The organism is Streptomyces pinistramenti (assembly GCF_020564935.1).
GTDB lineage: Bacteria > Actinomycetota > Actinomycetes > Streptomycetales > Streptomycetaceae > Streptomyces > Streptomyces pinistramenti.
The window spans coordinates 113,247-137,844 of record NZ_JAJCXB010000008.1; the positions used below are offsets into that span (position 1 = coordinate 113,247).

Here is a 24,598-nt window from a genome sequence, read left to right on the forward strand (position 1 = left end):
GGCCGGGTGCGCTCAGGGGGTCTTCTTCATCGCGGTCAGGTGGGCGAAGACGACCACGTTGTCGACGTAGTCCTTGGCCGCCCTGTCGTAGGCGCCACCGCAGGTGATCAGCCGCAGCTGCGGGGTGGGGGTGTCGGCGTAGACCCGGTCATCGGGGAAGTTGGCCTTGCTGAAGGTCTCGACGGAGTCGACCGTGAAGGTCGCGACGGAACCGTCCTGCCGGGTGATGTCGGCGGTGCTGCCCGGCTTGAGCTGGTCGAGCTGGAGGAAGACGGCGGGGCCGGTCTTGGTGTCGACATGGCCCGCGACGATCGACGCGCCCCGCTCGCCCGGTGTGGCACCGCCCTTGAACCAGCCGACGAGGTTGCTGTCGTTGGGTGGCGGCGCGTTCAGCTGTCCCTTCGGGCCGAGACCCAGCGCCGTGAACGGCGCGTCGACGCCGATCTCCGGAATCGAGAGCCGCTTCGGGGCCGAACGGGACAGCGCCAGCTCCGTCTTGGGAGCGGTGGTGGGTGCGAACAGGCTCGGGGCCACGGGGGCGACGGCCGCCGGGGGCACCGGAGGCTTGGAGTCCGCCGAGGTGTCGAAGGAGTTGAAGACCAGCAGGGCTCCCATCCCCGCCGCCAGCGCCGGCCACATCAGGGCGCGGGCGAAGGGGCGGGGGGCGGTGCCGGTCTGACGCGGTTTCGACGAGGGCTGCTGCTTCTGGGGAGCCACGGGAGCCATGTGCGGTGCCTTTCTTCCACAAGGTGTCAGCTGATCGGGGCCGGCTGCCGGGGGCGCGGGCGGCTGCACGCGGTAGCGGGCCGGGTGGGGCGGGCGGTGACCCGCCAGGGGCGGGGCGCGTCGTACGGGACCGTCCACCCGGGGTGTTCGCCGCACCCCGGACGCGGGGAAACGCAATCGCCGCGGCCACCGCCTGGGAGGACGGTGGCCGCGACAGCACAGCGATCTACGCTGGAGGGCGTCAGGCCGTAGTGGCACCCGACGCGTTGCGACGGCGCAGCATGTACGCGCCGGCGCCGAGGCCACCGATCAGCAGGACCGAGCCGGCCGCCATGCCGCCGCCGGAGAGCGCCATGGCGCCCCCACCGGTGTGCATGCCACCGTGCGGGCGGCCACCGTGCTCACCGCCGCGCGCGCCACCACGGTCACCACCGTGCTCGCCACCGCGCTCACCGCCGCGCTCGCCACCACGGTCACCGCCGCGCTCGCCACCACGGTCACCGCCGCGGTCGCCGCCACGCTCGCCACCGCGCTCACCGCCACGCTCGCCACCGCGCTCGCCGCCCTGGCCCCAGTCGCCCAAGACGACGCCGGCGAGGGCGCCGCCACCGGTGTGCATGCCACCGTGCGGGCGGCCACCGCGGTCGTTGTCGCCACGGTCGTTGTCGCCACGGCCGTTGTCACCACGGTCGTTGTCACCGTGGCGGCCGTGCTCACCGCGGCCACCCTTGTCGTGGTCGCCGTGACGGCCGTTCTCACCGCGGCCACCGTTGTCACGCCCACCGTTGTCACGACCGCCATTGTCACGACCGCCGTTGTCGCGTCCCTCGTCGCCCATCAGCATGGCAAGGGCGCCACCGCCGGTGTGCACGCCACCGTGCGGCCGACCGCCGCGGTCGTTGTCGCCACGGTCGTTGTCACCGCGGTCGTTGTCACCGTGGCGGCCGTGCTCACCGCGGCCACCCTTGTCGTGGTCGCCGTGACGGCCGTTCTCACCGCGGCCGCCGTTGTCACGGCCACCGTTGTCACGACCGCCATTGTCGCGGCCACCGTTGTCGCGTCCCTCGTCGCCCATGATCTTGGCGAGGGCGCCACCGCCGGTGTGCACGCCGCCGTGCGGGCGGCCACCGCGGTCGTTGTCGCCACGGTCGTTGTCGCCACGGCCGTTGTCACCACGGTCGTTGTCACCGTGGCGGCCGTGCTCACCGCGGCCGCCCTTGTCGTGGTCGCCGTGACGGCCGCGCTCGTCGTGGTCGCCGTGACGGTCACCGTTGTCGCGGCCACCGTTGTCACGGTCGCCGTTGCCGCGGTCGCTGCTGTGGCTGTAGGAGCCTCCGTCGTGTCCGTCACCGCTGATGGACAGCGCGTAGGCGGCGGGTGTGGTGATGGCGAGGACCGCCGTAATGGCGGCGGAAGCAAACAGGGTGCGGGAAGTGCGCATGGAGACTTGTTTCCTTTCGCGTCGTTGCTGCGAGCGCAGACAGGTCGTCGGCTCATCGGATCGCAGTGCGACGTGATCACCGTCATCCGAAATGCGACTCCGCACCACCGGAGAGATCGGCATTCGGGGTACATCGTGGGCTCAACGAGTGGTATAGCCCCCGTTAATCACCCATTGGACGGCGCGCTGCGGTTCAGCCACGTCATCTCGATGGGGTAATCCGGCCGCACGGCCCGTTCGGACCGCTCCCCGTGCCTACACACCGCGTTGCCACCCGCCCCCGCCCCGCCGGCCGGAGGCCGCCGACCGTCCTCCACCCGCCTACCGGTGTCCACCCTCGGGGAGAACCCATCACCCCCGTATCAATTACCTTGCGGGGACCGCCAATTCCTCACACGGCGAAATCGATGAGCATCAATTCGGCTGGCAATTAAACGAGTTGGCCATCCCACATCAACCATTCCCCACGCATACAGGGAGGTTGACTCCGCCCACCACATACCCCTCCTCCCCTCCTCCCCTCCTCCCCTCTCCTCCGGAACGCCACAGCGCCCGCCGGGGCTCCTGCGTGGAGTCGCTGCGGGCGCTGCGTCATGGTCCGGGTGGCACGGGACCGCCAGAGGCGGGGGTGGTTCAGTCCTGGCAGAGGACCCGCCGCAGGACGTCGCGGAGTACTGCCTCCGGGTCGCCCACGCGCCCCGGGGAGCGCCAGGCCACGAATCCGTCCGGGCGCACCAGGACCGCGCCCTCGGGTGTGGTGCCGTGGGCCTTCGCCCAGTCGGCGCCTTCCTCGGGGGCCAGGTCGTCGTGCGGGCCGGTCCCCACGGCGTAGGAGACCAGCCGCCCCGGGCACATCGCGGCGGCGCGGTCCGCGGCGGCGCGCCAGGCGGCGCCGCCGGATCCGGTGAGCAGGACGAAGGACCGTTCGTAGAGGTCCAGGGTGGAGCAGCGGGACGTGGCGGAGCGCAGCCACAGGTGCGGGGCTCTGGTGCCGGGGGCTCCGGTCAGCTGCATCCGGGCGGGGACGACCGGCAGGTCGGCGGGCGGGTCGATGACCGCGCCGCGGGGGTAGGCGTAGCCGAGGGCGACGGTGAGGACGCCCTTCTGCCGGCCGCCGCCGGTGCCGGGGGCCGCGTCGTATCCCGGGTGGCTGTGTTCGGCCGAGCGGGCCGACGCGCGGGCGCTGGTTTCGCGGGCGACGGGCTGCCGTTCCGCTTCGTAGCTCTGCAGCAGGCCGGGGCCTGCCGAGCCGTCCAGGACGGCGGCGAGCTTCCAGGCGAGGTTGTGGGCGTCCTGGATGCCGGTGTTGGAGCCGAAGGCGCCGGTGGGCGACATTTCGTGGGCGGAGTCGCCGGCGAGGAAGACCCGGCCGTCCACGTAGCGTTCGGCGACCCGCTCCGCCGCGTGCCAGGGCGCCTTTCCGGTGATCTCAACAGCCAGGCCCGGTACGCCGGTTGCCTCGCGGATGTGGCGTACGCACCGCTGGTCGGTGAAGTCCTCCAGGGTCTCGCCGCGCTCGGGGTGCCAGGGTGCGTGGAAGACCCAGTGCTCGCGGTTGTCGACGGGCAGGAGCGCGCCGTCGGCCTCGGGGTTGGTCAGGTAGCAGGCGATGAAGCGGCGGTCGCCGACCGCTTCGGCGAGGCCCGGCGCCCGGAAGGTGATGCTGACGTTGTGGAACAGGTCGCCCGGCCCGGTCTGTCCGATGCCGAGGCGTTCCCTGACGGGGCTCCGCGGGCCGTCGGCGGCGATGAGGTAGTCCGCGTGCAACGTGGTGTGCTCGCCGGTCTCCCGGTTCTTCGTCAGGGCACTCACCCCGTCGCGGTCCTGGTCGAAGGAGAGCAGCTCGGTGGAGAAACGCAGGTCGCCGCCCTGTTCGCGGGCGGCGCGCAGCAGGACGGGCTCCAGGTCGTTCTGGCTGCACAGACACCAGCCGGCCGGGCTGAAGCGGGCCAGCCCGCCCCCCGGATCCATTTCTCTGAACAGCCATTCCTGGTCGTCGCCGGTGAGGGAGCCGGCTTGCAGAATGCCGTGGTTGTCGGCCAGGACGGAGGCGGCCTCGCGGATGCGGCGTTCGACTCCGGCGGCGCGGAACAGCTCCATCGTGCGGACGTTGTTGCCCCGGCCGCGGGGGTGCCGTGAGGTGTCGGAGTGCTTCTCGACCAGGACGTGCCCGACTCCCAGGCGTCCCAGGAAAAGTGACGCCGACAGACCCACCAGGGATCCGCCGACGATGACTACCGGAACCCTGTTCTCGACCGTTGTCTTCATTGCGTGCTCCAGCTCCAGCGGCGGCGCGTACGGAGCTGGAGTTTCCCCTGATGGCGGGCTATTCGATCATGCTTCACCCGCTTGGCTCACAGATCTCGCGCGGCTTCTCGGGGACGGCGACGATCAACAGGACGGCCACACGCGGAGCGGGGGCCGTCGGCACTCGCCGGGCCTGGCGCCCGCAGTGCACCAGGGTCTGACGGCCCGCCACCGAATCTGTTCCCGCCCCGAGGAAGTTGCGTAGACGATGACAACGCTGTCGGAACGAATATCCCAATCCGCCTTCGACGGCTCACGCCTTCGGGTCGTCTTGCTGCTGGACCTCCACGACGGCGCCCAGCAGCGCTTCCTCGAAGCGTACGAGCACCTGCGCAACCAGGTGGCTTCGGTGCCAGGACACCTCACCGACCAGCTGTGCCAGTCCATCGAGAACCCGTCGCAGTGGCTCATCACCAGCGAGTGGGAGAGCGCACCGCCGTTCCTCGCCTGGGTCAACAGCGAAGAGCACGTCAAGATGGTGCAGCCGCTGCACAGTTGTGTACGGGACACCCGCTCGCTGCGCTTCAGCGTCCTGCGGGAGACCTCGAACACCGCGGCGCTCGCCTCCGAGCCCCTCAAGGGCCGCCTCCAGTCCTCCCCCCGCGTCGGTGACGGCGTGGTACGGCACGCCCTGACCTTCACCGTGAAGCCGGGCAGTGAGGAGCAGGTCGCGGAGATCCTCGCCGGATACACCTCGCCGGAGGCCCGGGTAGACGACAGCACCCGGCTGGTGCGCACCTCGCTCTTCATGCACAAGAACCGCGTCGTGCGGGCGGTCGAGGTGCAGGGCGACCTGGTTGCGGCGCTGCGGCACGTCGCCCAGCAGCCCGAGGTCAGGGAGGTCGAGGAGGCGATCAACCCGTACCTGGAGCAGGACCGGGACCTCAACGACGCGAACTCCGCGCGGGTGTTCTTCACCCGGGCCGCGCTGCCCGCCGTGCACCATGTGGCGGCCGGCGGGCAGGAGTCGGCGGACGTCCGGCGGCACGCGCTGTTCTATCCGGCCAAGGAAGGCTGCGGGATGGCGCTGGCCCGGCTGCTGGCGCAGCAGGACGAGCTGGCGGCCGACGATCCGGCGAGTCCGATCAGCGGCAGCACCGTCTTCCAGCGCGACGACATCGTCGTCCGCCTCATCGACGTGCGGGTTCCGCTGGAGAGCGACCCGGCGCTGGTGCTCGGTGTGCACGGCAACCGCAAGGCGGACGTGCTGCGGCGGCTGCTGGACACCGACGAGGCCGGCGGTCTGTCGACCGACCGGGACCTTGCGCACTTCCTTGCGCGGTCCGACATGGACCTCATCACCGACCGCCGGGCACCGCAGTCCTGAGCGGCCTTCCGCGGCGGCCGGCGGGCTCTGCGCACCGCCCGTCCGGCCCCCGCGGCTCCCCACACCGTCGGCACCACGTACCTGGAGGAATCAGTCATGACCACGCACCGCCCACGCATCGTGGACCTCAGCGAGACGCAGCCCAACCGGCGCCGCGGAGGTGACCTGCGCGCGATGCTGACACCCAGCGCGGTGGGCGCCACGAGCGGCTTCATGGGCATGGCCCTGGTGCAGCCGGGCGAGCAGATCGGCGAGCACTACCACCCGTACTCCGAGGAGTTCGTCTACGTCGTCAGCGGCGCCCTGGAGGTGGACCTCGACGGTGAGCCGCACCCGATCCGGCCCGACCAGGGGCTGCTGATCCCCATCCGGATGCGGCACCGCTTCCGTAATGTCGGGGACGTCGAGGCCCGGATGGTCTTCCACCTCGGCCCGCTGGCGCCGCGCCCGGAGCTGGGCCACGTGGACACCGAGGGCGCGGATGCCGTCTCGCCTGCGGCCCCACCCGAACGAGCGGAGCCGGTGTCATGACCCGCCGTATCGCGGTGACCGGGATCGGCATTGTCGCTCCGGGCGGTGTGGGGGTTCCCGCGTTCTGGGACCTGCTGACCGCCGGGCGTACGGCGACCCGGGGCATCACCCTCTTCGATCCGACGGGCTTCCGCTCGCGGATCGCCGCGGAGTGCGACTTCGACCCGGCGGCCCACGGGCTGAGCGAGGAACAGGTCGCGCGCTCGGACCGGTACATCCAGTTCGCGTTGGTGGCGGCCGGCGAGGCGCTGCGGGACGCGGGCCTGGATCCCGGTACGGAGGATCCGTGGCGGGTCGGGGTGTCCCTGGGCACCGCGGTCGGCGGCACCACGCGCCTGGAGAACGACTACGTCGCCGTCAGCGGTTCCGGGGCGCGGTGGGATGTGGACCACCGGCCGGCCGGCCGCCACCTGCACCGGGCCTTCTCCCCCAGCTCACTGGCCTCGGCCGTGGCGGAGGAGATCGGGGCGCAGGGCCCGGTGCAGACCGTTTCGACGGGCTGCACCTCCGGGCTCGACGCGATCGGGTACGCGTTCCACTCCATCGAGGAGGGCCGGGTCGATGTGTGCATCGCCGGCGCTTCGGACTCGCCGATCTCCCCGATCACGGTGGCGTGCTTCGACGCGATCAAGGCGACGTCGGCGAACAACGACGACCCCGCGCACGCCTCCCGGCCGTTCGACGCGCACCGCGACGGGTTCGTCATGGGCGAGGGCGGCGCCGTCCTCGTGCTGGAGGAGCTGGAGCACGCCCGTGCCCGCGGCGCCACCGTGCACTGCGAGATCCGCGGCTACGCCACCTTCGGCAACGCGTACCACATGACGGGTCTCACCCAGGAGGGCCTGGAGATGGCCGAGGCGATCAATCACGCGCTCGGCCATGCCCGGCTGGACAGTTCGCACGTCGACTACGTCAACGCGCACGGTTCGGGCACCAAGCAGAACGACCGGCACGAGACCGCGGCGGTCAAGCGGTCGCTGGGCGCCCGCGCCTACAAGGTGCCGATGAGTTCCATCAAGTCGATGGTGGGCCACTCGCTGGGTGCGATAGGCGCGATCGAGATCGTGGCGTCCGTCCTGGCCCTGACCCATCAGGTCGTACCGCCGACCGCCAACTACGAGACCCCTGACCCGGAGTGCGACCTGGACTACGTGCCGCGGACCGCCCGTGCGGTGAAGCTGCGGTCCGTGCTCTCGGTCGGCAGCGGGTTCGGCGGCTTCCAGTCCGCCGTGGTCCTGAGCCAACCGGGTGGGAGGTAGAGATGAGCTCTGGGCAAGAACGCCGTTGCGTCATCACGGGCATGGGTGTGGTGGCCCCCAACGGGGTGAGCGCCGACGCCTTCTGGAAGGCGACCAGGGAAGGGATCAGCGTCCTGGAACGGGTCACCCGCGAGGGCTGCGAGCAGCTGCCGCTGAAGGTGGCGGGCGAGGTCCGTGACTTTGATCCGACGGCGCTGATCGAGGAGCGCTTCCTCGTGCAGACGGACCGGTTCACGCACTTCGCCATGGCTGCGGCCAACCTCGCGCTGGACGACGCGCGGCTGGGTGCGACGGACGAGGACCGTTCGCCGTACGCGGTCGGGGTGATGACCGCCGCCGGATCCGGCGGCGGCGAGTTCGGGCAGCGGGAGCTCCAGCGGCTGTGGGGAAAGGGATCCCGGCACGTCGGCCCGTACCAGTCCATCGCGTGGTTCTACGCGGCGAGCACCGGGCAGATCTCCATCCGCGGCGGCTTCAAGGGCCCGTGCGGGGTGGTGGCGAGCGACGAGGCGGGGGGCCTGGACGCGCTCGCGCAGGCGGCCCGCACGATCCGGCGCGGCACCGATGCCATGGTCGTGGGTGCCGCCGAGGCGCCGCTCGCCCCGTACTCGATCGTCTGCCAGCTGGGGTACGAGGATCTCAGCGGCGTCGAGGAACCGGCGCGCGCCTACCGCCCGTTCACCCAGAGTGCCTGCGGCTTCGTGCCTGCCGAGGGCGGGGCCATGCTGGTGGTCGAGGAGGAGGGGAAGGCACTCGCGCGGGGCGCGCAGATCCGCGCGGTGGTGGCAGGCCACGCGGCGACGTTCACCGGGCCGTCCCGGTGGGCGGAGTCCCGGGCGGGTCTCGCGCAGGCGATCCGGGGGGCGCTGAAGGACGCGCGGTGCGCCCCGGAGGAGATCGACGTGGTGTTCGCCGACGCGCTGGGCGTGCCGACGGCCGACCGCGCCGAGGCGCTGGCGCTGGCGGACGCGCTGGGCGGGCACGCGTCGCGGGTTCCGGTCACCGCACCCAAGACCGGCATCGGGCGCGCGTACTGCGGCGCCCCTGTCCTGGACACGGCGGCCGCGGTGCTCTCCCTGGAGCACGGCGTCGTGCCGCCCACCCCGAACGTCGTCGATGTCTGCCACGACCTCGATGTGGTGACCGGCAGGGCCCGCCCCGCCGCGTTGCGCACGGCGCTCGTACTGAGCCGGGGCCTGATGGGCTCGAACGCGGCGCTCGTGCTGCGGCAGGGCGACCGGACCCCCTCGTGAAAAGGAGAACTGCTCATGTCTGAACGACTGACCCTCGAAGAGCTGGCCGCCCTGATGAAGTCGGCGGCCGGCCTCACCGTCGACCCGAAGCAGATGGCGGCCCTTCCGGACACGCCGTTCGCCGACTTCGGTCTCGACTCGCTCGGCCTCCTCGGCATCGTGGGTGAGCTGGAGAACCGCTACGGCGCGACCGTGCCGGACGACGCCGAGCGCTGCAGGACACCGCGCGACTTCCTCGACCTCATCAACACCGTTTCGACGACAGGAGCCTGACATGCCCGGCCACACGGAGAACGCCATCACCATCAACGCGCCCCTCGACCTCGTCTGGGACATGACCAACGACCTGGAGAACTGGCCGCAGTTGTTCAGCGAGTACGCGTCGGTGGACGTGCTCTCCCGGGAAGGCGACAAGACGACCTTCCGGCTGACGATGCACCCGGACAACAACGGAACGGTCTGGAGCTGGGTCTCGGAGCGGGTCACCGACCGCGAGGGGCTGACCGTCCGGGCCCGCCGCGTGGAGACCGGACCGTTCGCGCACATGAACATCCACTGGTCGTACTCGCGGAACAAGACCGGCACGACCATGCACTGGACGCAGGACTTCGCGATGAAGCCGGAGGCTCCCGTCGACGACCAGGGCATGACCGACATGATCAACCGGAACTCCCGCGTCCAGATGGAACTCATCCGGGACAAGATCGAACAGCGCGACCGTGAGCTGAGGTCCGCTTCCGTCACCGCCAACTGACGCCCGCCAGGCCCCCGTTCGTACCGCCGCCGCCCCGGCGGCAAGGAAGGAACCCTCCCGATGCACCACGCTCTGATCGTCGCCCGTATGGCGCCGGAGTCGGCTCCGGATATCGCCGACGTGTTCAGCGCGTCCGACCGCACGGAACTGCCGAGTCTGGTCGGCGTCACCCGGCGGACGCTCTTCCAGTTCGGCGACGTGTATCTGCACCTCATCGAATCGGAACAGCCGCCGGGCCCGGAGATCGCCAAGGTGACCGGACATCCCGAGTTCCGCGCCATCAGCGACAAGCTGTCCGCCTACGTCAGCCCGTACGACCCGGAGACCTGGCGGGGCCCGAAGGACGCGATGGCCCACCAGTTCTACCGCTGGGAGCGTGACGGCCGGCCCTGACCGGCCAGGACCGCACGCAGCAGGCCGCCTGCCGGGGAACTCCTCCGGCAGGCGGCCTGCTGCGTGGTGCGGAATCGGATCGTGCTACTCGGGAACGGTGCACTCGAAGGCGTGCAGGTACGGGTTGACCTGGAGGATGTCCCGGACGACCAGGCCCGCTTCGGACATCCGGTGCACCAGGCTCTCCTTGGAGTGCTTCGCCCCTCCGACGTTCAGGAGCAGCAGCAGGTCCATGGCAGTGGTGAACTTCATGGAGGGGCTGTCGTCCACGAGGTTCTCGATGATCACCACCCGGGCGCCGGGTCGCGCGGCGTCGACGACGTTGCGGAGCGTTCTGCGGGTGCTCTCGTCGTCCCATTCCAGAATGTTCTTGATGAGGTAGAGGTCGGCCTGGACCGGGACGGCGCTGCGGCAGTCGCCGGGCAGGATCCGTGCCCGTGCGGCGAGCGGGCCGCCGTCGCGCAGCCGGGGGTCGGCGTTGGCGACGACGTTGGGCAGGTCGAGCAGCGTCCCTTCGAGGTCCGGGTGCTTCTCCAGGAGGCCGGCCAGGACGTGACCCTGGCCGCCGCCGATGTCCACGACCGTGGCGACGCCGGTGAGGTCGAGGAGCCCGGCGACGTCCTGCGCCGACTGCTTGGACGACGTGGTCATCGCCCGGTCGAAGACCTGGGCCGAGTCGCGTGCGTCCTGGTGCAGGTACTCGAAGAAGCCCTTGCCGTACAGGTCGTCGAAGACGCTGCGGCCCGACCGCACGGCCTGGTCGAGCATCGGCCAGGCGTCCCAGGTCCACGGTTCGGTGCACCACAGGGAGATGTACCGCAGGCTGTTGGGTGCGTCGTCCCGCAGCAGCCGGGACATGTCGGTGTGGGCGTACTTCCCTTCGTCGGTCTCCTCGAAGACTCCGTAGCAGGACAGGGCGCGCAACAGCCTTTCCAGGGGCCGGGCTTCGATTTCCAGTGTGGCGGCGAGTTCTTCCGAAGTGGCGGGCGCGTCTCCGAGTGCGTCGGCCACGCCGAGCCTTGCGGCCGCGCGCAGGGCCGCGGCGCACGCGGCTCCGAAGACGAGTTCCCGCAGCTTCATGGCCGGCTGCGGTGTGGGGCTCACGGTGATCATTCCGTCTCGTTTCTGCTGGTCGGGATCGGCACGGTGGTCAGCACAGGCCGGCCGGCTGCGAGGTCTTGCAGATGTTGGCTTCGAAGCGGTTGGTCTTGCTGGTGTCGCGGTTGGCGAGGTCGGCGGGCTCGTTGCCCAGCGCCACGTTGCCCTGCAGGACATGGCGTTCGTTGAGTACCTTCACGAAGCTGTGGAAGAGGACGATGCCGCCGGACAGCGGGGAGGAGCCGACGTTGTCGCGGACGAGGTTCTTCTCCACGCGGGTGTCCTCGGCGCCGGTGAGGACGATGCCGGAGCCCTGGAGTGCGGGCAGGCGCTTGGTGGCGGGGCAGGACTTGTTGTTCTCGGAGACGTCGTTGCGGTTGACCGTCAACGCACCGGCGCGCGGGAGGGATTCGTCGCCGACGATGAATACGCCGCTGCAGTTCCCGGTCACCTCGTTCTCGTCGACGCTCAGGTGGCGGGCGCGGCGGATGGTGATGCCGATGCGGTTGCCGGTGACGGTGTTGTGGTCGATGTGCGCGCCGTGGGTGTTGAGGGCGCCGCCTTCCCCCTCGACCGTGTTGGCCAGGAAGATGCCCGCGTCTCCGTTGCCGGATGCGGTGTTGCCCAGGAAGGATCCGCGGGTGGATTTCTGCTCGGCGATTCCCCACTGGCCGTTGTCGCGGGCGGTCACCCCGCGCACCCGCAGCCGGTCGGTTTCGGAGGCCCAGATGCCGTTCTTGTGGAAGCCGGAGACGGTCAGCGCGTGGATGCCGACGTCCCGCAGGCGGTGGCCCGCCGTGCCCAGGACGCAGATCCCGTTGCCCTCCTTTCCGCAGGAGTTCGCCGTGCGGGAGCCCGGGGGACGGATCACGGTCCGCTCCCCCGCGCCGCGCAGGGTCAGGCCGGACTTGTCGATCCGCACGCTCTCCCGGTACGTACCCGGCGCGATGTCGATGGTGTCGCCCGGCTGCGCCGCGTCCACCGCCTTCTGGATCGACTCACCCGGGTGGACCTCGTATTGGTCGCCGGCCTGGCTCGGCGGGGCCGTGGCCAGTCCTGTGACCAGGACCGTTGCCAGGCACCCTGCATATTTCAGCTGTCGTTTCACCATGAGGCGAAGTTATGGGCGGGCGACGGCGCCCGCCACCTGTGGTAACCCGATGACCACAGTCGGTACACCCGTCGGTATTCCCGGCAGGCCGCGGAAGCCGGTCAGGGCGCTCCCGGTGGTGCGTGCCGCGGGGGCCGACCATCATGGAACGGGCCGCCCGTGAACGGCCCGCGGCGGCGGCCTGCCCCGGGGCGGCCACCTGTCCCGTCCTCCCCCTGAAGGAGTCCGCATGAGCGCCGGAACGGACCTGCTCGTCGATGCCTTCGGCCGCATCCGGGAGGTCGTCGAGGAAGTGGTCACCGGGCTCGGTCCCGGAGAGCTGGCCGAGCGGCCGGGTGCGGGCGAAGGCAATTCGATCGCCTGGCTCGTCTGGCATCTCACCCGCGTCCAGGACGACCACCTCGCCGACGCGGCCGGCACGGAACAGGTCTGGACGGCGCAGGGCTGGGCCAAACGCTTCGGCCTCCCCATCCCGGCCGGCTCCACCGGATACGGCCACTCCCGCAAGGACGTGGCGGCGGTCCGCGATCTGACGGCGCGGCAGCTCACCGGCTACCACGCGGCGGTGCACGACACCACGGTGGACTACGTCGCGACCTTGCAGGTCAAGGACCTGGAGCGGGTCATCGACAGCTCCTGGGATCCGCCGGTCACGCTGGGCACCCGGCTGATCAGCGTGATCGCCGACGATCTTCAGCATGCGGGCCAGGCGGCGTATGTGCGGGGCCTGCTGGGGCACCGCGGGCGGGTGTGACGGGAGCGCCGCGCGCCGTCAGCGCTCCGTGAGGCCCAGCATCGTGGCGACGTGTTCGCGCGCGGGGGCCTCCAGCGCGTCGTGCAGGGCGAAGAACAGGTCGGCCGCGCGGATGCCGACCCAGTCCGCCGGCAGCAGTTCGGCGGGCAGTCCCGGGTCCAGGTAGGGCAGCCGCCGCCAGTCGGTCAGCGCGCGTACGTAGTCGGCGAACGCTTCGGGGCCTGCCGTGGGTGAGGTGCTGCCGAGGCGGGCGAGTACCGGGCCGTGGTCGGCGAGGAAGTCCTCGTAGAGCGGTTCGAGCTGGGCGAAGTCCCACCACCGGCGGACCTTGCCGGACAGGTCGCCGAAGGCGAGGTAGTCGCAGCGCAGCAGGTCGGCGTAGGAGGTGAGGCCGAGGTGGCGCAGCACGGCGGCGGTCGCGTCGTACAGCTGGGCGGGGGCGATCCACACGCCCGCCGAGACCGTGCCGAAGCCGAGCCGGGTGAGCTGGGAGCGCAGTTGGTGGCGCTTGTTGCGCTCGGACTCGGGGACGGAGAAGACGGCGAGCAGCCAGCCGTCGGCGAGGGTGGCGCGGGTGCGCCGGAAGATCCGCTCGTCGCCCTCGCGGAGGATGGTCAGACCTTCTTCGGACAGTTCGTAGCCCGCTGCGCCGTCCTGGCGGGTGGCGTCGAGGACGCCACGTCGCTTGAGACGGTGGACGGCCGAGCGGACGGCCTGCGCGTCGATGCCGAGCCCCGCGAGCAGAGCGATCAGCGCGGCCACGGACAGCCAGCCGCCCTGCCGGCGCGAGTAGAGGCCGTAGACGGTGACGATGAGCTGCCGCGGGGTGACGGCCCGGGTCAGCAGTTCCGCCGCCACCTCGGCGCCGGTGACGTCGAATTCGCTGGTCATCCGGTTACCGTACCAACGCCTCCGGGGCCGCCTGCCGTTCCGCCGGGGCCGCCTTCGCGGGCGCGCGGCCGGGGCCGCCGGACCGGAAGGGCGACAGCCGCTGACGCCGGGCGGCCCCCACAGCGTCAGCCGTGCGAGCCGGGATTTTGGGGTGTGCCCGGGTTCTTCAGCCGTGTCGGTTTCGGCGGCACGGCAGGCGGCGCATTGAGGTTCTTGATGTACTTGGCGGGGATGCCGGTGATGAGGATGACCTCGTCGTCCAGTTTGATGGCCAGGACCGTGGCCCGGCTCAACGGCCAGGCATCCGCGCCCAGTTGCGGACCGGAGACCGGCTCCGTCCCGGCTTCCCCCTCCCATTGCAGGGGGAGGGTGACGGTGTAGTCATAGCCGCCCTTCTGTGCCTCGGTGCCGGTGGCCACGTAGGGAAGATCGTCGCTCTTCGATGCGGTCTGGGCCTTCCAGTTCCGGGACCAGTCCAGCCGCTGGCGCCTGCCCATCTTCTGCCAGTTGGCCGCGATCAGCCGCGCGTGCTCGATCGTCACCACGCCCCAGCCGAACAGCCCGCCCGCCTTCCTGACGGTCTCGGGATCACGGTTGTCCACTCGGTGCAAGGTGACGGTCCGGCGCCCTTGAAGAGCGGGAGCACGGCCGGACAGGTCCTCCTTGACCTCTTCCTCGACCTCGGACCGCGGATACGTGCTCCTCGAAGTCCTTTCCAGCAGCTGAGGGATGGAGCGAATCTGCAGGTGCTGGTGCTTGGCGTCATTCCTGAACTTCTCGACGACCTTGTCGATCTCCCCGTCGTCCGTGACCCCATAGCTCGGCAGCAGCTCCCTGAGCTGCCCCTCCGTCAGCCCTTCCAGCGCACCTGCCACCGCACGCTGGACCGCTGCCTCCGGCTGCCGGCCGACGGGCGGACGGGACCGGTTCACCATCCGCGTCACGGCGCGGTTCCCCGCCGCGCGCTGCAGGTCGAGGACTTGAGAAGCGCGAGCGTCCAGGGGCGCCACGCGGGACCGTGGCTGCGCGCGCCCGGCGGGGGAAGGTGCGGAGCGTTCGGAGTGGTGCTGCGCGTGCATCGGGGCTCCCGGGTGGGTGGCTCATGGTTCGCTGCAGGAGCCTGGCACCCACCTGCCCTCGTGGCCAGGGCCGAACGGGCAGTCGTGACGGACACGAAGGCAGACCTGCTGCTCGACATGGTGGCCGTGCTCTTCCTCGGCCTCCCGCCGCGCTTCGCATCCGTTGGCCCGCGGGCATCCCCCGCGCCGGCCCCTGCGGGGCCGCGCAGCAACGGGCCGCAGCGCACCGCCACTTCGTTGTCCAGGGGAGGGTCTTCGACGGCACGGCCTAGCATGCCTCCCATGACGGAAGCCCGGCCCCGCCCCCAGCCGTTCGCCCCGCAGGCCGACCCCGCGGCGCTCGAAGACCTCCGGGCGCGGCTGCGTGCGACGCGCTGGCCGGACGCGCCCGAGGACACCGGGTGGTCGTTCGGGACCGACCTCGCCTACCTCCGTGAGCTCGTCGCCTACTGGGCGGACGGGTTCGACTGGCCGGCGCAGGAGGCGGCGCTCGCCCGGCTCCCCCGGTTCCGCGTTCCGCTCGGCGGCCTCGGGATCCACTTCGTGCACGCGCGGGCCGTCGCGCCTGCCGGGCCCGTCCTGCCCCTTGTCCTCAGCCACGGCTGGCCGGACTCCTTCTGGCGCTACACGAAGGTCATCCCGCTCCTCACCGACCCCGGCGCGCACGGAGCCGACCCCGCCGACGCGTTCGACGTGGTCGTACCCGACATGCCGGGCTACGGGTATTCCGACCGCCCGGCAGGACCGCCCCTCGACGCCATCGCCGTCGCCGGTCTGTGGGCCCGGCTCATGGGCGTCCTCGGCTACCCGCGGTTCGGCGCGGCGGGCGGGGACATCGGCAGCAGTGTGAGCCGCTACCTCGGGCTCGACCATCCCGACCGGGTCGTGGCCGTCCACCGCATGGACGCCGGCCTGCCCGTCTTCTTCGGCGATCGGGCGGACCTCGCGCCCGAGGAGCGCGCCTGGCTGGAGGGCACCGCCACGGCCTGGGGCCGAACCGAGGGCGCCTACGCCGCCATGCACCGTACGAAGCCCCAGACCGCCGCCTTCGGGCTGACCGACTCGCCGGCCGGTCTCGCCGCGTGGATCGTGGAGAAGCTCCGGGCGTGGAGCGACTGCGGCGGCGACGTCGAGCGGCGCTTCACGAAGGACGAGATCCTCACGAACCTCACGCTCTACTGGCTCACGGGCACGATCGGCTCGTCGATGCGCATGTACCGCGCGAACGCCGCGATCCCTGCCGCGCAGCACGCCCGGCGGGTCGAAGTGCCGTCCGGCTTCTCGCTGTTCCCCGGTGACATCGTCCGCCCGCCGCGGGCCTGGCTCGCCCGTACGGCGAACGTCGTGCGCGTGACCGAGCCGGCGCGCGGCGGGCACTTCGCGCCGTTCGAGGAGCCCGAGCTGTACGCGGAAGAGCTGCGCGCGTTCTTCCGGCCCTACCGGACGGCGGCGCAGGGCTGAGGACGGCTCAGGATTCGCCGAGCGGGGTGTGCGCCGCCGGTGCTTTCGAGGCGGCCAGGAAGATCGTGGCCAGGGTGAGGGCGGCGGCCAGCCACGTAACGGTGTGGAACGCGTCGGTGAGTGCCTGGGCCGTTTGCGGGGAGGCGCCCGCTTGCAGCGGGGACGACGACGTGCCCGTGGGGAGGAGCCATCGGTAGGTCACCGTGGTGACGGTGCCGAAGATGGCGATTCCCAGGCCGGCGCCGGCCTCGTAGGAGACGGACTCGATGCCTGCCGCCGCGCCCGCCTGGGAGGAGGGCGCGGTGGTCATGATCAGGTTCGAGGCGACCATCTGGACCAGGCCGTGGCCGAACCCGATCAGGGCCAGGCCGAGCGGGACCACGGTGCCGGACGCGACCAGGGCGTACCCGGTCACCGCGAGCAGCAGGCCGGCGGGCACGCCCGCACGCGGTCCCGTACGGGAGAGGACCAGTCCGCCCAGCGGCCCCGCCACCGTCGCGGCCACCGGCATCGGGATCAGGTACAGCGCGGCGGCCTCCGCCGACAGTCCCTCGGCCAGTTGCAGGTACTGCACCAGCTGTAGTTCGAAGCCGACCATCACCAGCACCGGCAGCACCGAGGCCACCACTCCGGCGCGCAGCGCGGGCAGCCGGAACAGGGACAGGTCCAGCATCGGGTGCGGCGTGCGCTGTTGCCGTCGTACGAACAGGACCAGTGCGGTCAGGCCGAACGCGGCCGGCAGTGCCACTTCCAGCAGTCCGACGTCGTCGTGGGTGAAGGCGATGATGGCGTAGGCGCAGCCCAGGAACCCGGCGATCGAGAGGACGGGCGAGGTGGCTTCCCAGGGCTGGCGCTCGGACTCGGCCTCGTTGCGCAGCAGCAGCGCCACGGCGGGAATGGCCAGCGCCACGACCGGCAGGTTGACGAGGAAGATCGAGCCCCACCAGAAGTGCTGGAGCAGGAAGCCGCCCGCCACCGGTCCCAGCGCCGACGCGCCGGCGGCGACCGCGCTCCACGCGCCGACGGCCACCGCGTGGTCGCGGCCGTCGCCGAAGGTCTGCCGGATGAGCGCCAGCGTGGCCGGGATGATCATGGCGGCGCCGACCGCCAGCACCGCGCGGGCGCCGATCAGGGTCAGCGGTCCCGGTGCCGTCGCGCACAGTGCCGAGGCCACGCCGAAGACCGCCAACCCGGTCAGCAGCAGCCGTTTGTGTCCGATCCGGTCGCCCAACGGCCCACTGACCAGGACCAGTCCGACCATCAGGAGCGAGTACACGTCCACTGTCCACAGCAGTTCGGTCGGGGACGCGTCCAGATCGTGGGCGAGGGTCGGGACGGTGATGGTGAGGATGGTGACGTCCATGGCTGCGGGCAGGAAGCACAGCAGCACCACGGTCAGCACCAGCCAGCGCCGGGCCGCCCCGACCTCGGGCAGCGTGCTGGTCACCGGCCGGGGCCCAGAGCCGTCCTGGCCCGGTCGATCAGATCGTGTAACTCGGTGAGGCTTGGAGCGTAGAACATGCAACTCAGTCTGCCAGTTCGCAGATCCGTCAGCTCGGTCGGGACCACGCCCCGGTCGGCGTGCCGGGGCGAGGCCACGAGCCGTCCGAGCAGCCGCAGCACGTCCGGCAGTTCAAGCCCGGACGGCAGGCCGTAGAAGTCGTAGTTGCCGACCGCGTGGGTGCCGAGGTAGCCGGAGCCGATGAGGTGCTCGCCGAATTCGTGTACGTGGCTCGATCCGGTGCGACGGGCGTTGAGGTCGTGCATGTGGACGACGCCTTCGCGGGCAATCGCGTCGATGCCGAAGCGCCCGCGGTAGCCGCGCCGTTGCATCTCTTCGGCCAGCCGGAGTCCGCCCTCGGTCAGCGGGCGGTACCACCATGCGTGGCGCAGTTCCCGTGCGGTGACGTTGCCGCGCAGGTGGGTGGCGCCCTCGAACAGCATGTCGGTCGTGTAGCAGAGGTGGGGCGCGGCGTCCTCGGGAACCAGGTACTCCACGGACGGGAAGGTGGTGTCGCCGTCGATGAACTCCTCGACCACCACCGGCTCTTCGCCGTAGAACTCGCTCGCGGCCAGGCGTTCGTCGATGTCGTCGTCGCCGGGCCGGAAGATCAGCAGACCGAGGCTGGCCTCCCCGCGGTCCGCCTTGACGATGCACGGCGTGCCTCTCGCGAGCATGTCCCGCACGGCCGCCGGCACCTCCTGCCGGCCGGCGCAGTGGGTACCGGGCGGGATGCGGCAGGGGCCGTCGGTCATGCCGAGGTCGGTGGCCAGATCGCGCAGTCCGGTCTTGGTGTCGAACAGGTCGCGCAGGCCCTGCTGCGGTGTGCTCTCCGGCAGTTCGGCCACGACGCCGTACTCGGTGCGCAGGGCCTCGGCGAACCGCCACAGGTCGGCGGTGGTGGTGTGCGGGATCAGCCGTAGCCTGCGGCCAGGACCCGCGTGGGCGACGACGGCGGCCATGAGTCCGGGGTCGGCGAGCGTGTCGGCGAACAGCGAGCCGGTGCGGCCCGACGGGCTGAGGTTCACCACGCCGTCGAGTTCCAGGAACTTCTGCTGCCAGTCCAGGTCGCCGATCGGCTCGTAGGTGATGAGCATCTTGTTCAAAGGGCCCCAGAACAGTGCCTGGTCCTGCTGGGCGTAGCACTCCGACAGCAACGCGTCGACGCCGTCGGCGCGGACGGCGAAGTCGCGCAGGGTGTCGACGGCGTTGCTCACGCAGAGGGTGGGTGTGGTCATGTGCTCTCCTCGCGCAGCAGTCCGCTGCCTTCTGTTACCAGCTCGACCGCGGCCGCGACCACGTGCCAGAAGAGGTCCTGGCCCAGGTCGGCGGTGGCGCCCGAAGTGCTCGACAGGACGCCTTGGTTGGTGGTCCGTGCCACGTCGACGGGGTGCAGATAGACCCCCGGGCGGGGTGGGTCGGCGTGATCGGGGCGGGCGGCCGAGACCAGGTCGGGACGGAGGTAGAGCATCAGGCTGGTCTCGGTGATCCCCGCGTGCTCGGCGTGCCACCCCGGGAAGACCGGTACCCGTTCGGCCAGCCAGTCCGTGTCGACCAGGCTCCACCAGCTCAGCGCGATGAACTCCTTGCCCGCCGCGGCCGGCCGCCTGCCCACCTCGTCGAGGGCCTCGAACAGGAACGGCTCGTTCTCGAAGTGGCCGTTGACGACGAGGAGCCGGTGCCACGGCAGAGCGCACAGCGACTCCAGCACGTCCACCAGGAAGGCCAGCAGGGACTGGCCGCGCACATGGACGGTGCCGGGGAAGGCCAGTCCGCCCCCGCTCTGCGGCAGCGACCGCGCCGCGATGGACTGTGCCGGCAGGGTCAGGGCCGTCAGCTCGTAGGCGATCTGCCGGGCGAACGCGTCGGCCAGGACGGTGTCCACGGACAACGGCAGGTGCGGGCCGTGCTGTTCGATGGATCCCACCGGCCACACCACGGTCTGCCCTGCGGTGGCCTCCAGAACGTCGGCGCTGCTCAGGTCGCACAGCTGCGGCCCGGCCGACCGGGGGGTCACGGCCGCACCCGCTCGGGCCGGCCCGCTCCGGTGACGGGTTCCGAGCCGCGGCCGGGGTTCTCCGGTCCTGCGGTCTCGGCCACGATCCGGGCGAGCGTGGGGTACATGTCGGTGTGCAGCGCGGTGTAGACCTGGGCCGCCACCGCGCCGACCTGCAGGTAGTCGTGCACGTCCCGGCCCGACTGGACGCCGCCCGAGCCCAGCACGGGCAGGGTGAAGCCGGCTCGGCGCAGCTTCCACAGGGCGGCCAGCACGAGTGGCTTGATGCCTGGTCCTGAGTAGCCGAAGACACCGCCGAGCCGGAGGTCGCCGGTCTCCGGGTGGACGGCGGCGGCGGGCAGGGTGTCGCTGATGGTCACCGCGTCCGCGCCGGCTCGGGCGGCGGCGAACGCCCGCGCGTGCAGGCCCTCTCCGACGGCCAGCTTGACCGAGAACGGTGCCCGGGTCACGGCGCGGACGGCCGCGGTGTAGGCCTGCACCCGCTCGGGGGTGTCTTCGAGGCCGTCCTCCTCATTGAGGCAGGAGATGCCCAACTCCAGTGCCCGGCAGCCCGTCGCCTCCACCTGGGCCGCCAACTCGGCGAGTTCCGCCGGGCTGTCGGCGTGCAGCGAGGCGATGACCGGCAGCCGGTCCCGTGCCAGGTCGCGCAGGATGCCCGCCCAGTGGTCGACGGACCGTTTGGAGTAGGTGGTGCTGTTGATCATTCCGGTGGGCAGCCGGAGGATGCGTTCGTCCAGGCCGGTCGGCGGGCTGGGGTGGATGGTTTTGGTGACCACCGCGCCCGCGCCGGTCTCCAGCAGTCTGCGGATGTTGCGCTCCTGGTCGGTGAGCAGGCCGGAGCCGATCACGACCGGATTGGCCAGGCTCAGTCCCAGCACGTGCGTCGCGGCCGCCACGTCAGGCCGCTGTCCTGGTCCGGCCCAGCGTCGCCAGCACGCCGGTGACCAGCAGTGCCGGGTCCGCGGCGATCTCCTTGGCGGACAGGAACGTGGCGTCGGCGACCTTGGCGAGCCCCTTGAGCAGGTGGCTGGCCGACTCGGCGAAGGGCTGGTCGGTGACGCCCACGATGGGGCGGCCCAGCGCGCTGGCCCATCCCAGTTCGATGTGCGTGCCGTCCGTGCGCAGCAGGGTGCCGTCGAGCACCGGCAGCACCGGCACGAACACGTCGCACTGGCGCATCCAGGCGTAGTCGCGTACGGACACTTCCTCGGGGGTGAATGAGGAGGTGTCGGCGCCGAATCGTTCGGCCACGTGTGCGGAAAGCACGGTGGCGCCGGCCTGCCGCGCCTGGTCGATGGTCAGGCTCACGCAGTCGCGGATCGGCGCCGCCATCCCGCCGGGTACCAGGGCGTGCTGGATCGGGCCGCCGACGAACAGGGTGACGCCGCGCAGGGCGTCCGGGGTGACACTCATGACTTTTCGAGGCTCCTTCGAAAGAGTCTGCCGACGACCGTGCAATCGGGCGGACTTCGGTCACCGGAAGGGGAAAACGGGCAGCGCAATTACCTATGCGCTTGCGGTGAATCGCAAGGGAGGCCGGGTATGGGGCGCGACGGTTTCAACGGGGCGCCCGGTTGCCTACTCGTCCCGCACTCCGCGTCCATCAGGTAGGCAAATAGACGGCCCGAGACTAGTCCGGGGCGTTTTGACGCCACAAGTGCCATATCCGCCAAGCGGAGGTCTGCGACAAATTGAACATAAGCCGCATAAGCGTCGGCGGAAAGCCTGATTCCGCCGCCCCGGAAAAGCGCCACCAAGGCCAGTTCAAGGGCTTGCGCGGCGGCCAAGGGAGTCGCTTCAAGCCGTATCCATAACATTATACGAACGGCCTGAATAATCCCGAACTCGCGCATAAAGCCTTTGCGGCTCGACGCGCAAAGATGAATGACAGGTAAAATCAGAGGCCGCATTGACAGGCGGCAAAGTCTCCCCTAGCTTCGATTGACATGCGTGACTGACGCCGTCGCATTCCCGATCGGCGTCTGTTCACTTCCGGCCCATTTGCAGCCGTGTTCTCATCCGTATTTCTCGCGCACCGGAAACCCGGCCGCGGCCTTTCGGATAGACCCACCCAGAGGGGAAAGTTCTGGTGAACTCTTTACAGACCATCAAGCGAATTCTGAGCTCCGATGTACTGGTGGAGGTGCCGATCGACCAGATGCGGCTCGACGACAGGCTGCGCGAGGGCTACGGCATGGACTCACTCGGCTTCGTGGAACTGCGCGTGCAGTGTGAGGAGGCATTCGGCATCGACATCCCCGACGAGGCAATCGCCGCAGGGGAGTTGTCCACCCTCGGCGACGTACTCGCGCTGGTCGAGCGGCTGTCGGGGGCCGACCAGTCCCCGGCCACCGCGTGAGCGCGGCGCCGGCCGCCCGCGACGACCACCCCGTGGATCCGGCCGGCGTGCTGACGCGCGGCACGGACCTGCACCTCAACCACTACGGGGCGGCGCGGCTGCCGTTCGCCTGCGTGGGCGGGCGCGGCCTGGAGCTGGACATGGTCGACCTGAGCCCGGAACGCCGGGGCAGGCGGCTGCGGTTGCTGGACGCCAGCGGCGGCTACGCCAGCGCGACGCTGGGCGGCGACCACCCGGTCGTACGGGCGGCGCTGGCACGCGGCACCGGGGTCGGCAACGTCACCGACGAAGTGGGTTCGCTGGAACGGGCGGAACTCCTCGACCGGCTCTTCGGCCCCGGCGGGCTGTGGACCGACCACTTCCCCGCGGGGCAGTATCACGTCAGCGGGCGAAGCTCCGGCTCGGAGGGAAACGAGCTGGCGTTGCGGCTCGTGCTGGAGTCCCGGTTCGACGGCCGGCGGCTGCGCCACCGTCCGGGCAAGGAGCGGCGCGACACCATCCTGGCCTTCCAGGGCGCCTGGCACGGCTGGACCGGCGGGCTGGTGCCGCTGCTCAACCGCAGGCACTACCGGACCGGGCTGCCCGGGACGGAGGCCGAAGGCCCGTACGGCGTCCGGGTCGAACACATCCCGTTCGGCGACTTCGACGCCCTGGCGGAGTTCTTCGCCGCCTCCGCCGACCGACTGCTGGCCGTGGTGGTCGAGCCGATCCAGGGCGACGCGGGCATCCTTGCGCCTCCGCCCGGTTACCTGCGTGAACTCGCGCGGCGGTGCACGGCGGACGACGTGCTGCTGGTGGCCGACGAGGTGCTGACGTTCGCCAAGACCGGCAGCTGGTTCGCCATGCGCGACGCGGACGGGCCGGTGCCCACCGACATCACCGTCATCGGCAAATTCCTGGGCATGGGCGTGGTGTCCACATCGATGGTGATCGCCCGCGAGGATCTGGCCGTCCGCGCCTCCGGCGCCGTCAGCACCTCCGATCTGCGGCCGCTGAACTGCGCGGTGATCCGCGACGGCATCGAGCACATCGAGGCCGAAGGACTGCTGCGGAGGTCGGCCGATGTCGGCGTGCATCTGGCCAAGCAGCTCGACACCGCTCTGGTGGGCCGTCATCCGGACGTGTTCACCGAGGTCCGCGGGACCGGGAGCATGCTCGGCGTGGAGCTGACCGCCGCGGCGGCGGGCCGGATCGGCGCGCTGCGCAGCGCGCTGGTCGAAGCGGGTGTGTACGCGGAGTTCATGGCGGGCGCGGGGAAACGATCCGACGGCCGGCGCTACGTCCACCCCACCCTGCGGATCGTGCTGCCGCTGATCGCCGACGGGACGCAGGCAGGCGAGATCGTGGACCGGGTGGCGGCAGGCGCCAGGGCACTGCGGTGAGCGCGGGGTTCCGCACCCGGATCGAGCATGTCGACACCGACGCGACCGGGATCGTGCATTTCTCCCGCTACACCTCACTGATGGAAACCGCGGGCACCGAACACCTCGAAGCGCATGACGCGGGCCTGACCGCCTTCAGCGCGGCGGGCGTAGACCTGGTCGCCGCCGAACTGCGGGTGACCTATCTCCACAGCGCCGTCTACCGCGACGTGATCACCGGAGACACCCGGGTCGATCACGTCGGCGCGGCCTGGTTCAGGCTCGCGGTGCGCCTGCTGCGCGAGGAGGAGGACGACGTCCGCACTCCGCTGGTGACCGGCGACCTCGTCTTCGCCGCCGTCGACCCCGACACCCGGCGCGCGGTGCCCCTGCCGGCGCCGCTGCGACAGACCCTGAGAGGAATCGTCCCGGATGCGGCACACGAACGAATCGGCACCCCCTCCCGCAGCGCACTCTCCCGCGGCGGTCCGCACGGCCCGGCCGCTGGGCACCTCGGCAATCGCCGCTCTGGTGCGCGGACGCCATCCCCGGCTGTTCATCGACCGGGTACTGGACCATGAGCCCGGCGAGTTCCTGCGCAGCATGTTCGCCGTATCGGCGGAGATGAGCGCGCTGTCCGGGCACCTGCCCGAGCGCGGCCTGGCCCCGGGGGTGATTCTGCCCGGCAGCCACACCATGCAGGCTTTCGCCCAATCCGGCGTCCTGCTCTACCAGTTGAGCAGCGCCCCGCTCGCCGACGACGAGGTGACCCTGGTCGGCACGGTCAAGTCCCGCTTCCTCGCCCCGGTCGTGCCAGGCGACCAGGTCGTGCTCGACGTACGCGCGGACCGGCTGTCCGGCCACACCTTCATCTTCTCCGCCACGGTGACCGTGGAGGGCCGGTCGGTCGCCGGGTTCCGCGGCGCGATGAGCCGGGCGAAGGTCGATCCCGCGCGGGCCCGGCCGTGGTGACCC

The 24,598-nt window shown here is 71.0% G+C and carries 26 protein-coding genes; 14 read left to right on the top strand and 12 right to left on the bottom strand.

The window, feature by feature from the left end; genetic code table 11:
- Nucleotides 1-12: 12 nt before the first annotated feature.
- Both LIU39_RS08560 and LIU39_RS34860 read right to left on the bottom strand, forming a co-directional pair.
- The gene (locus LIU39_RS08560; protein WP_372463827.1) at nt 13-726 is read right to left on the bottom strand and encodes a class F sortase; all 714 of its coding nucleotides are present in this window, start codon (nt 724-726) and stop codon (nt 13-15) included.
- Nucleotides 727-967: 241 nt separating this feature from the next.
- Nucleotides 968-1,102: a hypothetical protein gene (locus LIU39_RS34860; protein WP_264482544.1), complete on the bottom strand. Its 135-nt coding sequence runs from the start codon at nt 1,100-1,102 to the stop codon at nt 968-970.
- Between LIU39_RS34860 and LIU39_RS08565 the strand changes: the two genes are divergently transcribed.
- The gene (locus LIU39_RS08565) at nt 1,097-2,386 is read left to right on the top strand and encodes a hypothetical protein (protein WP_227045978.1); all 1,290 of its coding nucleotides are present in this window, start codon (nt 1,097-1,099) and stop codon (nt 2,384-2,386) included. The genes LIU39_RS34860 and LIU39_RS08565 overlap by 6 nt on opposite strands.
- A gap of 414 nt (nt 2,387-2,800) precedes the next feature.
- On the opposite strand, the gene LIU39_RS08570 is transcribed toward LIU39_RS08565, so the two are convergent.
- Nucleotides 2,801-4,435 (bottom strand): FAD-dependent oxidoreductase, encoded by a 1,635-nt coding sequence (locus LIU39_RS08570; protein WP_227045979.1) that lies wholly within the window; start codon nt 4,433-4,435, stop codon nt 2,801-2,803.
- Nucleotides 4,436-4,682: 247 nt separating this feature from the next.
- Between LIU39_RS08570 and LIU39_RS08575 the strand changes: the two genes are divergently transcribed.
- From LIU39_RS08575 to LIU39_RS08605, 7 genes are all read left to right on the top strand, one after another.
- A complete protein-coding gene (locus LIU39_RS08575; RefSeq protein WP_227045980.1) occupies nt 4,683-5,801 on the top strand; it encodes a SchA/CurD-like domain-containing protein in 1,119 nt (372 codons plus the stop codon).
- Between the two features lie 96 nt (nt 5,802-5,897).
- Nucleotides 5,898-6,332: a cupin domain-containing protein gene (locus LIU39_RS08580; RefSeq protein ID WP_227045981.1), complete on the top strand. Its 435-nt coding sequence runs from the start codon at nt 5,898-5,900 to the stop codon at nt 6,330-6,332.
- The gene (locus tag LIU39_RS08585) at nt 6,329-7,591 is read left to right on the top strand and encodes a beta-ketoacyl-[acyl-carrier-protein] synthase family protein (RefSeq protein ID WP_227045982.1); all 1,263 of its coding nucleotides are present in this window, start codon (nt 6,329-6,331) and stop codon (nt 7,589-7,591) included. Before LIU39_RS08580 ends, LIU39_RS08585 begins: the two co-directional genes overlap by 4 nt.
- Before the next feature lie 2 nt (nt 7,592-7,593).
- Entirely contained in the window at nt 7,594-8,844 is a 1,251-nt protein-coding gene (locus LIU39_RS08590; protein WP_227045983.1) for a ketosynthase chain-length factor, read from the top strand.
- A gap of 15 nt (nt 8,845-8,859) precedes the next feature.
- Nucleotides 8,860-9,117 (top strand): acyl carrier protein, encoded by a 258-nt coding sequence (locus LIU39_RS08595; RefSeq protein ID WP_227045984.1) that lies wholly within the window; start codon nt 8,860-8,862, stop codon nt 9,115-9,117.
- A 1-nt stretch (nt 9,118) separates the two neighbouring features.
- Nucleotides 9,119-9,598 carry an SRPBCC family protein gene (locus LIU39_RS08600; RefSeq protein ID WP_227045985.1) on the top strand — a complete coding sequence of 160 codons (480 nt, stop codon included), beginning with the start codon at nt 9,119-9,121 and terminating at the stop codon, nt 9,596-9,598.
- Nucleotides 9,599-9,658: 60 nt separating this feature from the next.
- Nucleotides 9,659-9,991: a TcmI family type II polyketide cyclase gene (locus LIU39_RS08605; protein WP_227045986.1), complete on the top strand. Its 333-nt coding sequence runs from the start codon at nt 9,659-9,661 to the stop codon at nt 9,989-9,991.
- Nucleotides 9,992-10,075: 84 nt separating this feature from the next.
- On the opposite strand, the gene LIU39_RS08610 is transcribed toward LIU39_RS08605, so the two are convergent.
- Entirely contained in the window at nt 10,076-11,104 is a 1,029-nt protein-coding gene (locus LIU39_RS08610; RefSeq protein WP_227045987.1) for a methyltransferase, read from the bottom strand.
- 37 nt (nt 11,105-11,141) lie between these two features.
- Nucleotides 11,142-12,200 (bottom strand): right-handed parallel beta-helix repeat-containing protein, encoded by a 1,059-nt coding sequence (locus LIU39_RS08615; protein ID WP_227045988.1) that lies wholly within the window; start codon nt 12,198-12,200, stop codon nt 11,142-11,144.
- Between the two features lie 229 nt (nt 12,201-12,429).
- On the opposite strand from LIU39_RS08615, the gene LIU39_RS08620 reads away from it, so the two are divergent.
- On the top strand, nt 12,430-12,954 hold the full coding sequence (locus LIU39_RS08620) for a mycothiol transferase (RefSeq protein WP_227045989.1): 525 nt from the start codon (nt 12,430-12,432) through the stop codon (nt 12,952-12,954).
- Between the two features lie 18 nt (nt 12,955-12,972).
- Here the strand turns inward: LIU39_RS08620 and LIU39_RS08625 are convergent, their stop codons facing one another.
- Together LIU39_RS08625 and LIU39_RS08630 are read right to left on the bottom strand one after the other, a co-directional pair.
- On the bottom strand, nt 12,973-13,845 hold the full coding sequence (locus tag LIU39_RS08625) for a PaaX family transcriptional regulator (RefSeq protein WP_227045990.1): 873 nt from the start codon (nt 13,843-13,845) through the stop codon (nt 12,973-12,975).
- A gap of 125 nt (nt 13,846-13,970) precedes the next feature.
- Complete coding sequence (locus LIU39_RS08630; RefSeq protein ID WP_227045991.1) at nt 13,971-14,789, bottom strand: hypothetical protein; 819 nt, start codon at nt 14,787-14,789, stop codon at nt 13,971-13,973.
- Between the two features lie 417 nt (nt 14,790-15,206).
- On the opposite strand from LIU39_RS08630, the gene LIU39_RS08635 reads away from it, so the two are divergent.
- Nucleotides 15,207-16,385, top strand: coding sequence for an epoxide hydrolase family protein (locus LIU39_RS08635; protein WP_227045992.1), 1,179 nt, complete (start codon nt 15,207-15,209; stop codon nt 16,383-16,385).
- Between the two features lie 7 nt (nt 16,386-16,392).
- On the opposite strand, the gene LIU39_RS08640 is transcribed toward LIU39_RS08635, so the two are convergent.
- From LIU39_RS08640 to LIU39_RS08660, 5 genes are read right to left on the bottom strand one after another with little or no spacing between them, the layout of a single operon-like run.
- Nucleotides 16,393-17,832 carry an MFS transporter gene (locus LIU39_RS08640; protein ID WP_227045993.1) on the bottom strand — a complete coding sequence of 480 codons (1,440 nt, stop codon included), beginning with the start codon at nt 17,830-17,832 and terminating at the stop codon, nt 16,393-16,395.
- On the bottom strand, nt 17,829-19,124 hold the full coding sequence (locus LIU39_RS08645) for a hypothetical protein (protein ID WP_227045994.1): 1,296 nt from the start codon (nt 19,122-19,124) through the stop codon (nt 17,829-17,831). The genes LIU39_RS08640 and LIU39_RS08645 overlap by 4 nt, the downstream gene beginning before the upstream one ends.
- Nucleotides 19,121-19,903 carry a creatininase family protein gene (locus tag LIU39_RS08650; RefSeq protein ID WP_227045995.1) on the bottom strand — a complete coding sequence of 261 codons (783 nt, stop codon included), beginning with the start codon at nt 19,901-19,903 and terminating at the stop codon, nt 19,121-19,123. Before LIU39_RS08650 ends, LIU39_RS08645 begins: the two co-directional genes overlap by 4 nt.
- On the bottom strand, nt 19,900-20,799 hold the full coding sequence (locus LIU39_RS08655) for a beta/alpha barrel domain-containing protein (RefSeq protein WP_227045996.1): 900 nt from the start codon (nt 20,797-20,799) through the stop codon (nt 19,900-19,902). Before LIU39_RS08655 ends, LIU39_RS08650 begins: the two co-directional genes overlap by 4 nt.
- A gap of 1 nt (nt 20,800) precedes the next feature.
- Complete coding sequence (locus LIU39_RS08660; protein ID WP_227045997.1) at nt 20,801-21,316, bottom strand: nucleoside 2-deoxyribosyltransferase; 516 nt, start codon at nt 21,314-21,316, stop codon at nt 20,801-20,803.
- Nucleotides 21,317-21,992: 676 nt separating this feature from the next.
- Here LIU39_RS08660 and amcB point away from each other — a divergent pair.
- The 4 genes from amcB to amcE are packed head-to-tail and all read left to right on the top strand — an operon-like array spanning nt 21,993 to nt 24,595.
- The gene (gene amcB / locus LIU39_RS08665; RefSeq protein ID WP_227045998.1) at nt 21,993-22,262 is read left to right on the top strand and encodes a cispentacin biosynthesis acyl carrier protein AmcB; all 270 of its coding nucleotides are present in this window, start codon (nt 21,993-21,995) and stop codon (nt 22,260-22,262) included.
- Nucleotides 22,259-23,644: an amipurimycin biosynthesis protein AmcC gene (gene amcC, locus LIU39_RS08670; protein WP_227045999.1), complete on the top strand. Its 1,386-nt coding sequence runs from the start codon at nt 22,259-22,261 to the stop codon at nt 23,642-23,644. Before amcB ends, amcC begins: the two co-directional genes overlap by 4 nt.
- Entirely contained in the window at nt 23,641-24,204 is a 564-nt protein-coding gene (locus LIU39_RS08675; RefSeq protein WP_227046000.1) for an acyl-CoA thioesterase, read from the top strand. The genes amcC and LIU39_RS08675 overlap by 4 nt, the downstream gene beginning before the upstream one ends.
- Entirely contained in the window at nt 24,155-24,595 is a 441-nt protein-coding gene (gene amcE, locus LIU39_RS08680) for a cispentacin biosynthesis cyclizing decarboxylase AmcE (RefSeq protein ID WP_227046001.1), read from the top strand. Before LIU39_RS08675 ends, amcE begins: the two co-directional genes overlap by 50 nt.
- Nucleotides 24,596-24,598: the final 3 nt, after the last annotated feature.